Origin of the sequence: Haliscomenobacter sp., from assembly GCF_040403615.1 — a bacterium.
GTDB lineage: Bacteria > Bacteroidota > Bacteroidia > Chitinophagales > Saprospiraceae > Haliscomenobacter.
In genome coordinates this window covers 1-16,060 of the sequence record NZ_JBBAKG010000119.1, presented here as the reverse complement: position 1 = coordinate 16,060, position 16,060 = coordinate 1, and the positions used below count along the sequence as shown (strand labels likewise).

The following is a 16,060-nucleotide window of genomic DNA, read 5'->3' as shown; positions in this document are numbered from 1 at the left end:
AGCCTAAAAAAAAATCGGGAAGTAATTTTTTGCGTCAGACTAAGGTTGGGGGGGTTCTTTGAATCTCCAACCTCTGTTCTATTTAGGGGGACTTGGATCAACAGCTATTGTAAGCGGGCGTTCCTAAATCCAGTCTGGTTTTGAATTTTTATTCACTGCTTATGCGGGAATTATCTGATTTTGCAACACCTGGCATCAAAGTTTCGATCCCAGTAGAAAATCAAACAAGGTTAGTTTTCTCAACTGAAAATAGGCCTCCCAAAATTGCCTCAAGGCAGTGAGGTAAGTTCTTTTGGCTTCATCTTTTTCGCTCAAAGCAAGATTGAGATCAGTAATGGTCAATTTACCTAACTGGTACTGTTCTAGTGCAAGTTGGTATCTTTTTAAGCCGATTTCATCCGTTTTTTGAGCTAGCTGAATGTTGTCTTCCAACAATTGTAAATTGCCACAAAGGTTTAGAACTTCCCTGCGCAGGTTGTTCTCTTCTTGTTCAATGGTGTATGCTACTACTTTTTGATTCGCTTCAGCAATACCTATTCTGTTCTTGCTCCTGCCCCAGTCTATGATGGGCACATTGATGCCGACGCTCAGCCGTTGCTGATCTTTGATGGGATTTACAACATCGCTCAATTTTTCACCAGCACCATTAAATCCCAATACTGCTTGAATTGAGGCTTGATTGCGCGATTTTCGGGCCTCGTCAATATCTCGATCTGATTCCAATCTTCTTCTTTGGTAGGCAATAAATTCAGGGCGGTTTTCCAAGGCTTCCCGTTGTGCTACGGCTTCATCAATTTTTGGACCAAACATCAATTGGGTTGGTGGGTACAATTTCAATACTTGGTCATCTTGGGTGCCAAGCAGGATATTTAAGTTGAGCATGGCGGTTTTTAGGGTAGCGCTAGCCGCTTTAAAAGCTTGTTGTGCACGTAGCACCTGAATTTCAATTTGTAGTAACTTTTCCTGAGAGGTGGTTCCGAGGATTATCCGTTTTTCTTCTATACTTTTGATGAGTTGGTTGTTGCTCAAGTTAGTTTGTGCTATTTTAATTTCCTCTTGCGCATCAATTACATTGAAAAACAAAGAAACTACCTGTAAGGAAAGGTCTTCCATTTGAAATTTATATTCCTTGCGAGATTCTTCATATTTCAACTTTTCAATGCTCCGATTCCATTTATAAGGGTTAAAAGCAAACAAGGGCTGAACGTAGCGAATGCTTAATGGGCTACCATTGTATGCCGAAAAATTTTGTTCAAAATCATCAAAACGCGTTAAATCGGAATAAATGGACAATTGCCCTCCAGTCAAGGGGATGTTTTGGAAAAGGCTCAAGCCAAGTTGGGAAGTATTTTGGGTACGTGAGATAAACCGAACACTACCATCGGGCTGGCGCACTTCCAAAAAATCTCGACTATAACTTGGTAGGCTGGCATTGAGCGATAATTGAGGTTTTAAATCAGCTAAAAAAGTTTGGTAGACGAACTGTTTGTTTTCCCGGATATTCTCCGCCAACCTGGCAGCCACTGATTTTGACTTGGCTATACGAATAGCTTCCTCCAGGCTTAGTTCAGTTTGGGACCAAAGGAAGTTGGAAAACAGTAAGGAAAAGAAAAGAACAACCGTATTTTTCATGGTCACTTTTTTTTTGTCATAAACCAATAAGCCAGAGGAATGAACCAAGTGGTAAAAAAGGTGCCAATGGTTAGTCCTCCAATAATGACAAACACCATTGTTTTTTGCAAATCAGAACCTATTCCAGGGGTAAACAACACGGGTACCAACGCCAAACTGGTCGTGAGTGAAGTCATTAACAATGGCTTCAAACAAATGTCTCCAGCATCATGGATGGCCCTGTCTAAAGCTTGAATTCTGCCCATGCCTTCCGCCTGATACTGTCTGAATAAGCGGTTAATCACTTCTACTTTCAAAATGGGATCGTCTACGATAATGCCCAGAACCACCACAAATCCAATGGCAGCCATCACATCCAGTGATCCTTGCTGAACATAAAGTAAAAACAGCGCTCCTGCTACGCCTAATGGAATGGTCAACATGACTAAAATCGGCTGAGTCAGGTTTTCGAACTGTATGGCTAAAATGAAGTACAACAACAGTATAGAAATCAAGAAAATCTTGAGGAGTGTGAAAGCATTTTGACGCCCTTCAAAATAGGTGCCACTAAATCGCGCAGTGAATCCTGATTGCTTTGCCCATTGCAAGATTTTTGTTTGAGCTTTTCCCAAATTGGGTGTACGTTGATCAAGCGTAAGGGAAAAATATGAACCAGATTTATCGGCAGTGATGTACTTCGGTGCCTGATCCATTTGATGGGAGACGAAGGCCCACAAGTTCACCTGATTTCCTTGGCTGGTCGAGATCGATTCTCGCAGTAGCGCTTCAATACTCCGCTGATCCATGTTGAAATGCAATTGTTGAACGCCACTAAATTTCCTCAGCTCAGTAATCGGATAACGCCCAAATAGGCGGCGAAACTTTTCCTGCAGTGTATTCCATTCCACTTCGTAAAGGGCCATTTTTTCTACATCAATCCAAAGCCTGATCCCCGGCTCATGTGCCGTGCCTAAACCCAACTCCACGTTTTTATAAGGAAAAGAGGGTAAACTAGCCTTCAACCCAGAAAAATTGGGGGTATTGAAAAGGCCATTACTGGGGCGAAGTTTGATTTCGAAATGGGACTGTTTGACGTTGAACAACTGAGAGAAAGCATTATTGGCGTCTTCAAGCAGGATATTAGCTGCTGGGTGGTTTTGTTGGAACCACTTTTGAACGGCCTGATCTAGTTGGGTTTTTTCTACTTGTCCTTTAGTGGCATAATAAACTTGGGCCTGCTGAATGGTTTGGTCTTCAGTTTGGAGTAGAAACTGTTGGATGCCGATTTCTGCTTCCCGAACAACGGCTGTTTTCGACAATTCTCGATCTAGTGACTGAATTCTACGCAAATTTTCTTCAACCGAAATTGCAGTTTGCCAATCTATTTTTAATAGTGATTCTCTTTTTTCAATTGTAGGCAAATTAGCGATGGGAATGCGCGGCAACAACCAAATCGAGGTCAATGCAAACAGACAGGAGAGGCACAAAAACAAGACCTTGTGCCGAAAAATGAATCGAATCATTCGGTGATAGCCAGCCAGTACCCAAAGATAGAACCGTGTATCCTCCTTGATGTTTTGGGGCTGGTTGCCTAAAAAAAGTTTGTATAATACCGGAGACAAAACAAATGCGACCAGCAACGAAACACCCAAGGAAATTGTCAAAGCAATGGCTTGGTCGTATACCAACAAGCCTGCCAGTCCTGGTATTAAAATGAGCGGTGCATATACGGCCACGGTGGTTAAAACCTGACTCAATACGGGTGTCACCACCTCTTTTACCCCTACCTCACAGCTCTCCAGCATAGGCGCTCCCGAACGCCGCTTACGGGTAATGCTGTCCAATACAATGATCGAGTTGTCTATCAACATGCCAATGCCTAAGGCTAAACCCGAAAGCGAAATGATGTTCAGGGAGATATCCAAGGCGTAAAACAATGCAAAGGTAATGATGAGGGAAAGTGGGATATTGATGCTCATCAGGGTAGAGGATGCGTAATTGCCCAGGAACAGAAACAAGACCAAAACCGCAAGAATGCCTCCATAAATTAAATCTTGCTGGAGGTTGTCAATACCTGCATTTAGGAGGTAAGTCTGATCTTGGGTGAGGGCAAAGCTAGCCTGAGGGTAATCTTTTTCAAATTGTTGCACCAGCGCCTGAACGCGGGGCACCAATTCATTCATGCGTGAACTGGCCTGTTTTTGAATGGTGATGGCTATGGCCGCTTGACCATTGTACAAATGATAACCAGAAGGTGCTTCTGAAATGGTCCGAATGCCCGCCAACTTCGCTAATGGGATGGATAAGCCAGAGGCCGTTCTGACGGGAATTCGTCCAATATCCGCAGCACTTTCAAAGCCATTGCTCACTTTTACAAAATATTGATAATTCCCGTCCCGGACGCTCAATCCGCCAAAATCCCGATTAGCAGATTGAATGGCTTGAGACAGATCGAGCTCCTGCACCTGCAAGGCATGCAGTAAATCCTGGCGCGGTTCGATCACGATGCTTTGTTCCTGGGTACCATTCAAGTCAACAATAGAAACACCCTCCAGTTGCTCCAATCGCCGCTTTATGAGTTGCTGCGCCAAATCAGATACTTGTACAAAATCTTCCTGGATTTTGGGGATGACCTGTAAGCGTACAATGGGAATGTCAGAGGTGTTGATGCGGGTCGTTTCAGGCCGGGGCATGTCACGGGGAAACTGTGCAGAAAGGCGATCGATCCGTTCATTGACCTCAATGTAGGCCAAATCCATTTTGGTGCCATACTCAAAAACAAGATAAAGAATACCACGGTGGTTGCTGCTCCGGCTTTCGATGTCTTTTAGCCCGGATATTCCAGCCAATGTCTCCCGCAGAGGGCGAATGATTTCAGCTTCGAGTGCTTCCGACGCCGTATTGGGATAAGTTACTTTCACTACAATTTGCGGTACATCTACATCAGGAAGAAGGGAAATGGGCAACAAATTCAAAGCAATTAGCCCGAAAATGCACAAGACAATAAAACTCAGCAAAACCGCAATAGGGCGTTGAAGCAAGTATCTGATCATTTGCAGGTGAAGGGTTGAAAAGTTGAAGAGTTAAAGTGTGTGGGCATGGATTTATAGTTTTTTTACCGGAGCGTTATGCGCCAATTGGATGTTGTTGGTGACAATGATTTCACTGCCTGATTTGATGCCTTCCATTATTTCCATGGATTCGCCATTCTCCGTGCCAGTAGTCACATAATTCCATTTGGCTAGCCCCTCTTCCCAGGTAAATACAACTGGCCGGTTGTTACGCAACACCACTGCGCTGCGGGGTACGATAATCCCACGTTTTTGCGGTACTTTTATTTCTGCACTGGCATTCATCCCTAGCAGCAAATTGCGTGGAAGCTGTATTTTGAGTTGGACATTGATTAATCCGTGTTCATCCACGATTGGATCTATGCTGGATAAACGAGCATTGTAAGTGCTATTGGGGCTGGCCACACTTTTAAGTACTGCAGCTTGCCCAAGTTTCAATAAAGGCAAATCAGATTCCAACACTTTCGCCTCCAGGTACAAATCATCAGCGCTATAGATTCGATACAGCTCCTGCCCTGCGCGGATAGTCATTCCTTTTTGGATTTGCACTTGTGCCAAAATGCCGTCAATAGGCGCTTTAAGGCTGCTGCGTGACAACTCTCGCTCCAATTCTTTTAGATCAAGTTCCAATGCCAACAATCCACTGGATGCTTTCAGCTTTTGGCGGACAGTTTCCGCTTCCTGGGCGGTTTTTTCCTTGAGCAAACTTTCGTAGCCCAAGAGTTGACTTTCGTATTCTTTTTCGGCATTGAATTTTTGAATTAGGATACGCTCTTTACGCAAAGCCAAATCGCTGGTCTCAAATGTAGCGATGACCTCATTTTGTTTCACCCGGAGCCCATTTTGGCCTTTGCAAAACTGCAATAGGCCACCGTTTTGAGCCAGGATCAATTCTTCGTAGGTGGCTTTTATTTTTCCACTTGCTTGTACGGGGTAATTGAAAGTCCGCTTTTCGGCAATTTCGGTTGCAACCTTCAGCGTATCGGTTTTACCTGCTGAGGCAAAGGAGCTTTGAGGTCCATCCTCTAATGGAGCACCTTGTTTTTTACCACAACTCATTAGGCCAAGGATCAAAGGGATGATCCAACATAATTTTTTCATGCCTTCATTTTTTTCTTCCACAAGTAGTGGGGCAAAAATAAGTGCTTCATTTTTTCTGAGCCAAAGGATTAGATAAGAAACTTAAAATGAACCGTTTACTTATCTAATCCTTTGGCAAAATGAAGCGCTTATTTTTTTTCGCCCCTAATAAAACCGGAAGCACAATAAATACTGCAAAAATAGACATCACTAAGCCCCCAATTGTACCCACTGCCAGGGCAAACCAGAATGGCGTTTCGGGGCCTTCGTACAAAAATGGGACGAAGCCACAGATTGTCGAAACGATGGTCAATAATATGGTACCCGAGCGACGATAAAGCACTTTAATCAAGGTGTTGGGAAAATTGGAGCTGCGGCTTTTGGCATTGTTCAGGTCATTGATGATAAAAATGGAGGCGTTTACCACGATTCCACCTAGCATAACAAAAGCTGCAAAACCTCCCTGATCAAAAGTAAATTCTCCCCAGGCAAACGTTAAAAAAACACCAATGAATGAGACAAGAACCGTAAGAATGATGAAAAAAGGCTGCCATAGGTGTTCAAATAAAATGGCGCAAATAAAAAAATTGACAGCGAGTAGAATCAGCAGAAGGTAAAACTGGCGCTTGGTTGGTTCCAGCACACTGCCTTGATCACTTTCAACGGAATACCCCAAAGGCATTTCGCGGTTCATTTTTCGGATGACCTGTTCATGCAATTGCCTTGCTAAATCATAAGATCCGACATATTCATAAGCCACCAGCCGCAAGTATTGTCGGTTTTCGCGGTGGATGGTGCTACTGGATTGGCGAAGCTCCATGTTGCCCAGTTCCTTGAGCTGCAAGTTGGAACCATTGGATGTGTTGATGGGCTCATTGAGCAAACGATAAACGTTGAATTGTTCACTACCACGAGCCCGGAGCACGGCCTGGAGTTGTTCTTTTTCACTTTGGAAGGTCAAAAACCTTGGGTCAGCTCTTTGTTGTACAGTACCGAGCAAATCTGCTACGCCGGTCTTGCGTTCAGCTACTTTGGCTACATCCAGGTTCAGGTACATTTCGGGTAAGGGGCGGTCAAAATAATTGAGATTTTGATCCAGTTCAATGTTTTGTACGCGCATGTTTTTGGCCAACTCTTGCCCGAGTTTTTCGGCTTGCCGACCGAGCTCCAGGTAGTCGTACCCACGCATGATGAGTCTGGCACTGGCATGGTTTTCCATAAAGAGATTGTTGCTAAAACCTTCTCCCTTGCCAAAGATGTTCCACTGCACCCCGCTGAATCTCTGGGCGAGTTCCTGGACTCTGGTTTGCAAACTGAGTGGCAATGCGCTTTGTTCTCCTGCTTTGGTGAAACGGATTTCGAGGTCACCAAATCGGCCAGAATTGATGTTGGCGCTGAATGTCTGAATCCCTTTTTGTTGGCTTAAAAAACGCTCAAAATGCGCTATCAGACTGTTCATCTGTTCCAGCGTATGCCCATGTGGCAGCTCCGCTCGGATGTACAATGCCGTGGCTTCGGTTTGGCGGTAGTAGCGCTCTTCATTAAAGTTTGCAGCGAACAGGCGCAGGGTCCCCCCCAACCAAAACTCGACGTGCGGACGAAGTTCACGTTGGAAAGTACCAGAATTGAGCCACTGCAAATACCAGGCATTAGAGGCGGTTTCAACAGGTAATAGGAATATCGGGAACCCAAATAATAAAGCCAGGCATAGATAAAAGGGCACCCGCCAGCGGCTTAAAAAACGAATGCCTGCTGCGTATACATAAAGTCTGGTAAGTATACGCCTCCCCTTCTTCAAGCCTATCGACCTTGTTGATCGCTGAGTCGGTTTACCTACCCACAAATCATAAGAGGCAGGAACCAAAAATAGTACGCTGAGCAAAGAGGTGAACAAACTGATCACAATAATGATGGCAAAATCGATCAAATCGCGCTGCTGCTCAATGGGTAGAAAAAATACCAACAATAAAGCTGCGGCAGTAGTAAGAGTAGCGCCCAATAAGGCTGTGAAAATACGTCGATTCAGCTTGCGCCGATAAGAATCGAGCATCACAATGGCATTGTCGATCATCAGGCCAAAGGCTACACTCAAACCAGCCAGAGTATAAGTATGCCACTCCACCGCAAAGGCCCAACTCGCCAGCAAAGTAAAAGCCAGATTGACGGCCAAACAAAACACTAAAATCAACACCAGCCGCCATTGCCGATAAGTCAGGAGCAGCAACAACAGCAGGATCAACAAAGAAGCTGAGGCCCGAATCCAACTCTTGCTCAATTCTTCGCGCACAAACTGGGTGCGGTCTTCTACCAATCGAATCTCTAAGGTTTTGTGTGTTTTGATTGCTGGCAGCAAATAGTCCTGAATGCGTTTGGCCTCGTAGGCTTTGTTGCAATCAGGTGCCAGGTACACATAAGCATTCACTGCATTTTTACCATTGATGCGAAAATAGTGATCGGGAGTTGCCCATTCGCGGCGTAATTTAGCTACCTGCCTGAGTCGCAGTGGAAACCCAGCTTGGTTTTTGATGAAGGTATTTTCAATGGCCTGGAGGCTGATTTCCCTGGGTAAGGAGTGCACGAAAAGGGTTCTGCCCAAAGCATCCCGGCTTGAGCCAGGGAAAAAATTGCCAAAGGATTGTTGAATGGCCTGTTCTATATCGGCTACATTGAGTGCATAAACTTTCAACAGCTCTGGGTCAAACTCAATCGCCACTTGTTCCGTTTGCCCGCCTTGAAAGACCAGATCAACAACCTTTTCCTCTTGCAGCAGGGCTTGCCGGAAAAAAGCCTCAGCCTGTGCCCGAACTTGTGCCGCATTTCCTGCGCCTTCGATGGAGTAAATCAGACTGGGGCTTGCGTCCTGTTGCGCAGTATTGTTGCCTCCATTGATCTGAGGGTAGGACGTGCCCACTGGTAATTTGGGGTATACGCTACGCAGGATGCTAGACACTTCAAAACGACGCGCACCCATGTCCTCTTTGCGGCCAAATTCAAGAAAAATGTTGCCCAGGGAATACTGAGACTCCGAACGAATGTTTTTTAAACCACTGATGGCCGACAAGGCATTTTCAAGCGGGGCGATCACACTCCTTTCCATCCCAAAAGGGGAGGTATTGGGCAATTGTACCTGAATTTGAAAAGTAGTATCCGGGGCAGCAGGGAGTAGATCCACCCGCAAATACGGAAGAATGAATAAGGCTGGCAAGGCTAGACTTAGGCAAAAAAGGAGGATGCGGGTGGGGGAAAGGGTGCCAGCCATGTTTGTTTATCTTTTATAAAAGCTTGGTGGCTCCTGAGCAAACACGGTAATGCCTATCCCCATCATTAACCCTAAAAGAAAAACGCTGAAAAAAACAGTAATACTCATGTTCTGGCGTTGGTTTTAAATTATTTCGGATGTCTTGTCATTCTCAACGATAAGAATCCACTGGTAAGTTAAAAAGGTTAGTTTATCCAACAAAGCTTCCCGATAAGCATGTTCGATATTAGCTTGAAGTTGTTTGGCCATGGAGAATGCTTTATCCAATACTGTGCCGATGCTCATCGCTTGCCCCTCCTCCAGGGCATCCAATATTAAGATCGACATGGGGTCAGCAAGGTACTCTCTCATCGTATTTTGCTGTGGATAGATGAATGCTAAGACCCTAAAATAGGCGGGGTCTTGCTTCAAATTATGCCGATATGGAGTCGTATTTTCCACTTGCTGCTTAAACTCCTGTTTCTCTGCCCAGTTCCATTCACAATCCCACACAAAAGCGTGAGGATTCAAATGCACTTTGTATTGGTTGCGCTCCTTAGGGGGAAGTCTCAATATTTGGTCAAGGATTTGCGCATTTTGTCGCTTGTGCGCTTCGACATAAGATACTGGGGGTAGGTTTTGCATCCAAATCCGTAGGTCATTTTCAAAAGTCAGCACCTCTCCCAGCACACGTTTAGCCCGATCACACAGTTTGGACTCCGTGGCAATGAGTTGTTGTACGGTCTCATCAAATTGTTGCGCGGAGCCAACTGTTTTGATGTGGGTGTGAAGTTTTAGTTCTTTCAGTACATCAATTGTTCGCACAAAGCAATCTTCCCATTTTTTGAGATTCTGGGGTGCTTCCGTTTTTTGATCAGCCTCCCGCAGAGCCTGTTTTTCCTCAGCAGGGCTAAAAAAGAAGGTATTGGTTTCTAAATCATGCTTGCGGATCAAATTCAATACTCGATAATACGCATCGGGGTACTCTATCCGCACTCTTTGCTCCAGTTGCTCACAGGTGGTGGGGTACTTTTTTCCGCCCATGATGTGGATGTAGGTACAACGCCCAGGTAAAGCCGTAAAATGAGTCAGGTGAGGAAATTGCCGCGAAGTAGTGGGCTCCTCGATTAAATGGGCAATGGGAATACCTTGTTCACGCGCCAACTCATAAAAAAACAACTGCTCGATGATGATGTTTTGGTTGCCCTGGTTGACTTTGCTGAGTTTATTCAGATTTTGGTTCAAAAAGTCAAAACCGAATTGTACGTATTGTTGGATAAATTCCAGATGATTGGCGCCTAAGATACCTGCATTAGAAGCGATTAATGGGCTTTTGTGCGCCAATATTTTTTTAAGGATTGCGGGTTGATGTTTAAAGTGGAGTTGAACATCCCTTAAAGCAGACCAATAAAATGGCACCTCTACTTCAATGTTTTGGGCACAAAGCGGTGCTTCAAACATCGCCTTGGGCAAGGCTTCCCAAAGGAAGACATCCTCATCAAAATTAATAAAAGGCTCATCGTGCAGGGTATAGCCGTACATTTTTTTGGTCGCCCAGATGCGGTCTGGATAGCCCAGATCCAACCCTTGGTAATCTTTGCGGACATGGGTGTAGGGTAGTTGCAATTCGTTCACCAGAATTTCTGCCCCAAAATCATCAGTGATGAGTTCCAATTGGGGATAGAATTTTCGGATGCTATGCGCGCTGAGCACCCAACTGAACAGGTGGTAACGCAGGTGCAACCAGCCCATTTGGAGGAAGGAGAGATTGCAGTTTTTGGGAGTCCAAAATAAATGCACAGGCTTCATTTTGACTCGGGGTTGTCTTGTATGAAATATTTTTGGCGGATGATTTCTAGGTAGCGGCGGGTTCTTTCTACATCTTCTTTCATTGGAATAAAGACGTGACGAGCCGTTCCGTCGGGAAATAGTACGAAAAAAAAGGGATATGCCGCACTTTGCTCATTCGCCAGACCAAATATATTTTCAGGTACATTTTCAATAGGAAAGGAGAAACGCTTTTCATTTTGCTTAAATACGAGAAAATCTTTTTCATTCATAAATGAACCTAGAACTTTGAATTGCCCATGGTTCATAGATTTTGAAACTTTTTCCATTTCGAAGAGTGCACTAACTTTACATTGCTCGCAGTTTCGAAATGAAAACCTCAGCACCAATATTGGGTCAGACCGTTTCCAGTTTTTGGTTCTTACATATACGCCATCATCCAACAATGCGTTATTATATGATATTTTCTGCAATAGGTACATTTCGTTGTTTTTATTGCTTTCTGGTTGTATTGAGTATTCTTCCTTTTTGGAAAAGAAAGAAAAAGCTAGAATACCTAAATTCACAAATGTCAAAATAACTATCAATCTACCGAATTGATTCATGTTTAAATTTTTTTTGAATAAAATAATGTATTGGTTTTTTTACCTTGAAAATAATTAGCAGCAACATAGGGCTATGGGGTTTACCTATAGTCATGTTAAAGAAATTTTCATTGGCGCTATTTTAGAAAAATTTTTAAAATAATTGGATTATCTTCGATTTTTAGTTTTTCATCAATAAACAGAAATTGCTTGGGTAAGAATTTTTTATCAATATGGTATTTTATTAGATTTTTAAAATCTGATGCAGGAATAAAAAATAATAAACTTTCACTATTTACACTCCTTGGCATTGTAAGGGGTAATTTCCATTTGTTGATCAGCGGTTGATTAGCATTGAAGATAGGTTTTTTTAACATTTTATCATAAATGAATAAATGGTTTATTTTGTTATAGTCATAAATAAAAACAATGTATCTATTATTCTCAAAGAAAAAATCACTTAGAAATGGGAAGTTTTGGTTTTGAGCTGCATCTAACATCATTTTGTATTTATTTCTTTTGTCCCAATAATCAGTGGGTATTTGATTCTTAGTGAATTTTAGAAAATATCTATCAGTGACACCATTTTTTGTTATAGTCTTAATGTTGTTATTAAAAGGCTCGAACCAAACTAAGGAGTCTTTTATTTTATTAAAATGGCTAGTTATAAAAAGTGGGCCGAGGTTTAATTCAAAATCAGAGATCGAGCAATAATATTGCACCTTATTTGAGCTTTTGTTTTGGTAAACTATCTTATAAGATTTTTCCTGATTTAATATTTCTGAATTAGGAACATGGCAATAATAAACGCAGATATCCTGGGTAAGGTATTTTTTAGATTGGAAAAGCAGATTTTGAGGCTCTTCTCTGAGGAAAATTCCATTTTCATTATATATTAATAACTTCCTTTGAAAACCAGAAAATAATTCAAGCTCTCTGTTAAAATCATTGAAAATCATTGACTGAAAACCTGTGTATTCTCCAGGGCCGTCTCCAGAGGGTAAAATTTTATTAATAAATTTTCCTCGCTCGTCAAAGATAGAAATCTTATTTAAGGAAAAATCAGCAACAAAAATGCGTTTTTTTTCAACGATGAGGTCATCGGCCCAGTCAGATACTATGCTACTTGAATTTGTTTGTAATGGCACAATATCAAAACTATCAACCATTTTGTCAACATAATCAAAATTTGATATATTTCGATTGTCAATGGTTATTTCAAATGGTTTAATGGACTTGGAGTTCTTAATACAACTATTGATTATTGGAATCAACAGAAGCAAAACCAACTTAAATTTTTTCATAAGAAACTTATATGGTTATGAAATTTAAAAAATGTAAAAAGTTAAGAGTTTATCTCTTTATGTATTAAATGTTGAAACTATACCAGGTGGAATTCAGGTTTTATGCAAATGAATTTTGAAACCTCAGATTTCATGAGGATTCTGCTGGCACGATTTGTTCAAAGCCTGAATCCACTTGGTATAATGTTATACTTCGTCTCGCCAATTTTTGTGCATTAGCGCCATAAACTATGCTCAAAACCTGGCAGTGCTCAGTATATGAAAATAGAACAGTAGAATATTTTGATTTAAAAAGCCTCTCAAGTGTACTATACTTCACTGCGTCAGGTTTTGTGAATTTGAAATTGTCAAGCTCGCTAAAATAGGGGTTCTCGAATCTCATTTGCACAAATTCTCACGCAGTGAGGTATAAACTTTCACTTCACCTTTATTGAACAGTCAGGATTGCACGCATAGGAGGTATATACATTATTACAAGGATCCGAAAAATCGCAGGTTCTACCATTACCAGGGGGACAAATTGATTTGTACATCGTTTCGGTAGTAGTAGTTGATGTCTTATTTCCAGAACCCCCTGCGCTCCAGGGCCAAGTGAACTGGCCGCTTCCACCTCCAGCGCTAGTTGTAGTTGTTTTTTTTTGGCAGGTCGCGCTACTTGGCAACCATCCACACTTTGCAGACCCGCCACCTACGCCAATTCCACTTGTCGCATTAGCATCATATGGACTCAACAACGCTACTGAGGTCGTAATCGCCACCGCCAACGCAGTAACCTTCCCAGCAATTTTTCGAATACTTTTCATAACTATAGTTTTAAATTTAGTGATAAAATCAACAATCACCCATTTTGCACTTAAGGCTAAAATTGAGTTTCACAAAGATATAAGCTAGGAACCAAACGCAGCAGAGACAAAATCGGATAAAGTAGGACAAAATCGGCCACACCCAATTTCTCAATTCCGTACGCAACGAAACCCTATATGCTCAGACCCCGTGCAAGGTGCCGATTTCATCCGGGTGGATACCCGATACCCTGAACAGTAACTTTCACTGCACAAGAACGAACCTCCCCGAATCACTTTGAGTGGAGCATCCTTGGTCGTAGGGTCAGCGCTACGTTTAGGTCCAAGGGGGTTGCTGACCAGTTTAGTTCCTTTCTTATATGAATAATAATCAAAATCATACCAATCCAGGCACCATTCCCATACGTTGCCTGCCATATCATATAGGCCATAGGGATTGGGCTCAAAATGTTTGACTGGCGCAGTTTTGACATAACCATCTCGGTTCAAGAATAAAGAGGGAAAATCGCCTTGCCAATAATTGGCTTTTTTGAAATTGAGTACTTCTCCCCAAGGGTAGGCGTTTTTATCCAAGCCGCCTCGTGCAGCATATTCCCATTCTGCCTCGGTAGCCAGTCTTTTGCCTGTCCATTTGCAATAAGCGATTGCATCATACCAGGATAAGTGTATAACCGGGTGGTTATCTTTGCCGATAATGTTACTACTAGGCCCCTGGGGGTGCTTCCAATCCGCGCCAGGAACGGCTACCCACCAGTCTTCGGGGCGCAAAGTGCCGTACTTGTTTTGGGGTTGATGAAAGCACCAACTAAATGGAACTGTGGGCAAAGAATCTTTATCGATACCCGGCATCATCATTCGCTGGGCTGCTGGGTTACGTTCGGCTTGTGTGATGTAGCCAGTAGCATCAACAAAGGCCTTGAATTGTACATTGGTGACCTCGGTGGCATCCATCCAAAAACCATTGATGTACACATCATGTAAGAATTGCTCATCTTGCAGGGATTGATGATCTTCTCCCCCCATAGTAAATTTCCCACCCGAAATCCAGACCATTCCAGATCGGTTGCCAATTTGACCATTATCTGATTCGATCATCAGTGCCTCGGCTAGGTAATCGGCTTCGTATTTTTCAGTAGCCCGCTCTAAATAAGTATTCAATGTCAATTTTGATTCCCCTGTGGAGGTGTTTCGACAAGCTTGAATAGCTATACACACGAGGAAAGCAATTATAAATCTTGGGATTGATAGGTGATTCATTGTTGAAAAATGTTTTTGATGAAATGATATTGAGTGAATTCATGCAGCCTTACCCTTTTCTGTAGCATCAAATTCTTCTATCGGTCTCCCTTTCCTATCCAACAATCCCCAAATCTCCTCCTGCTGCTGCGGCGAAATCAGCCCAGGTGGCAACTCATAATTTGCAGCTTTCAACTTCCGCTGCAAAGTTTTCGTAGACATGCCCAATTCATTGGCGAAGATTTTGCGGCTTTTAAATTTTTTACTAGACATATGGCAGTATTTAGGTGTATTGGTATAATCACAATAAAGGTAGCGTCCCAAATGTGTCCATTCAAGGCACTTTTGCAGGTTTTTGACCACCCCAAATTTTAAAGATTAGACACCGCCTTTGTTTATAGATCAGGACGATGGATTTAAGATATTGTACTTTTTTGAATACAATAGAATAGGTGTAGGGGACAATCCTGTCTATATAATGTCAGAACTCAAACCTAAAGAAAATATTTTTGAACTTCTCCAAAATTTAGCGAATAAAAAATTCATACCTTTGAGATTATTATTCACCAAAACATCAAAAAACTACGCCTTACGAATCATGACCCTTTATGAGAACATGCGTAAAATACGGCTCTTGAAAAGTCTCAAGCAAACGACCGTAGCCTCCAGGCTTGGAGTGAGCCAATCTACTTACCATCGAATTGAACAAGGTATGCAAGCAATAAACGAAGAAACCATCGAGAAGATAGCTCAGGCATTGGGTGTTGGCCAAGATGTACTGCGCGATCTTGATAAACATTTTTTGTTTTTCAACAATATAGAAACCCAAAGCGGAGGCGAGGTTCAAAACCATGTCTATGGAAGTGGCCTCACACCCACTGAAAAAGAACTTTATCAAGCGCGTATTGCCCAATTGGAGGAGGAGGTTCGATTTTTGAAGAAAATTATTGAAGAGCGCCTTTAGATTGCTCTTCTCCTCGCGTACTATTGCCTTTTCCCCGTAATAACTATTTTTGAAAAAAGCGTCCATGATTTTAGCCGTTGTTTCCGTACTCACGGAAACTGTACCTCGCGGAGTGAGATATAGTGCAAATCGTTCCTGCGAAACCTTGTGAAATCAGGTTTTAAAAGCACATTTGTACAAAACCTGAGTTTGAGCGGTATAAAACTAAAACAGAAACATCGCGAAATTCCAGACTGTATCGTACAAGAAATCATTGATTGGCAGAATTTTTTTCTAGGCGTACTGTACACTTTTTTAGGCAAATTTTACGGTATAATCTTGCTTTATTATTTCCGGCCCGGCCAAACAACGTCGAAACTGGAACAAATTCCGTTCATTGTT

General features: G+C 42.5%; 10 protein-coding genes. 1 reads left to right on the top strand and 9 read right to left on the bottom strand.

The window, feature by feature from the left end; genetic code table 11:
* Nucleotides 1–195: 195 nt before the first annotated feature.
* The 9 genes from ABW391_RS25010 to ABW391_RS24970 all read right to left on the bottom strand — a co-directional run bounded on the left by ABW391_RS25010 (nt 196) and on the right by ABW391_RS24970 (nt 14,988).
* A complete protein-coding gene (locus ABW391_RS25010; RefSeq protein WP_353484639.1) occupies nt 196–1,632 on the bottom strand; it encodes a TolC family protein in 1,437 nt (478 codons plus the stop codon).
* Between the two features lie 2 nt (nt 1,633–1,634).
* Nucleotides 1,635–4,664, bottom strand: coding sequence for an efflux RND transporter permease subunit (locus ABW391_RS25005; RefSeq protein WP_353484638.1), 3,030 nt, complete (start codon nt 4,662–4,664; stop codon nt 1,635–1,637).
* Between the two features lie 51 nt (nt 4,665–4,715).
* Nucleotides 4,716–5,783, bottom strand: a complete 1,068-nt coding sequence (locus ABW391_RS25000) for an efflux RND transporter periplasmic adaptor subunit (protein WP_353484637.1) — start codon at nt 5,781–5,783, stop codon at nt 4,716–4,718.
* 103 nt (nt 5,784–5,886) lie between these two features.
* On the bottom strand, nt 5,887–9,021 hold the full coding sequence (locus ABW391_RS24995) for an efflux RND transporter permease subunit (protein ID WP_353484636.1): 3,135 nt from the start codon (nt 9,019–9,021) through the stop codon (nt 5,887–5,889).
* Between the two features lie 123 nt (nt 9,022–9,144).
* Nucleotides 9,145–10,809 carry a DUF6734 family protein gene (locus tag ABW391_RS24990; RefSeq protein ID WP_353484635.1) on the bottom strand — a complete coding sequence of 555 codons (1,665 nt, stop codon included), beginning with the start codon at nt 10,807–10,809 and terminating at the stop codon, nt 9,145–9,147.
* Complete coding sequence (locus ABW391_RS24985) at nt 10,806–11,393, bottom strand: hypothetical protein (RefSeq protein WP_353484634.1); 588 nt, start codon at nt 11,391–11,393, stop codon at nt 10,806–10,808. The genes ABW391_RS24990 and ABW391_RS24985 overlap by 4 nt, the downstream gene beginning before the upstream one ends.
* 116 nt (nt 11,394–11,509) lie before the next feature.
* Nucleotides 11,510–12,676 (bottom strand): DUF4934 domain-containing protein, encoded by a 1,167-nt coding sequence (locus tag ABW391_RS24980; protein WP_353484633.1) that lies wholly within the window; start codon nt 12,674–12,676, stop codon nt 11,510–11,512.
* 953 nt (nt 12,677–13,629) lie between these two features.
* Nucleotides 13,630–14,637: a formylglycine-generating enzyme family protein gene (locus ABW391_RS24975; RefSeq protein WP_353484632.1), complete on the bottom strand. Its 1,008-nt coding sequence runs from the start codon at nt 14,635–14,637 to the stop codon at nt 13,630–13,632.
* 138 nt (nt 14,638–14,775) lie between these two features.
* Complete coding sequence (locus ABW391_RS24970) at nt 14,776–14,988, bottom strand: hypothetical protein (RefSeq protein WP_353484631.1); 213 nt, start codon at nt 14,986–14,988, stop codon at nt 14,776–14,778.
* A 205-nt stretch (nt 14,989–15,193) separates the two neighbouring features.
* Between ABW391_RS24970 and ABW391_RS24965 the strand changes: the two genes are divergently transcribed.
* Nucleotides 15,194–15,679 carry a helix-turn-helix domain-containing protein gene (locus ABW391_RS24965; protein ID WP_353484630.1) on the top strand — a complete coding sequence of 162 codons (486 nt, stop codon included), beginning with the start codon at nt 15,194–15,196 and terminating at the stop codon, nt 15,677–15,679.
* The last annotated feature ends 381 nt before the right edge of the window (nt 15,680–16,060 follow it).

What these genes read in the sequence shown, in the direction of transcription:
- ABW391_RS25010 (WP_353484639.1), bottom strand. Translation starts at nt 1,632, where the DNA reads ATGAAAAATACGGTTGTTCTTTTCTTTTCCTTACTGTTTTCCAACTTC.
- ABW391_RS25005 (WP_353484638.1), bottom strand. Translation starts at nt 4,664, where the DNA reads ATGATCAGATACTTGCTTCAACGCCCTATTGCGGTTTTGCTGAGTTTT.
- ABW391_RS25000 (WP_353484637.1), bottom strand. Translation starts at nt 5,783, where the DNA reads ATGAAAAAATTATGTTGGATCATCCCTTTGATCCTTGGCCTAATGAGT.
- ABW391_RS24995 (WP_353484636.1), bottom strand. Translation starts at nt 9,021, where the DNA reads ATGGCTGGCACCCTTTCCCCCACCCGCATCCTCCTTTTTTGCCTAAGT.
- ABW391_RS24990 (WP_353484635.1), bottom strand. Translation starts at nt 10,809, where the DNA reads ATGAAGCCTGTGCATTTATTTTGGACTCCCAAAAACTGCAATCTCTCC.
- ABW391_RS24985 (WP_353484634.1), bottom strand. Translation starts at nt 11,393, where the DNA reads ATGAATCAATTCGGTAGATTGATAGTTATTTTGACATTTGTGAATTTA.
- ABW391_RS24980 (WP_353484633.1), bottom strand. Translation starts at nt 12,676, where the DNA reads ATGAAAAAATTTAAGTTGGTTTTGCTTCTGTTGATTCCAATAATCAAT.
- ABW391_RS24970 (WP_353484631.1), bottom strand. Translation starts at nt 14,988, where the DNA reads ATGTCTAGTAAAAAATTTAAAAGCCGCAAAATCTTCGCCAATGAATTG.
- ABW391_RS24965 (WP_353484630.1), top strand. Translation starts at nt 15,194, where the DNA reads ATGTCAGAACTCAAACCTAAAGAAAATATTTTTGAACTTCTCCAAAAT.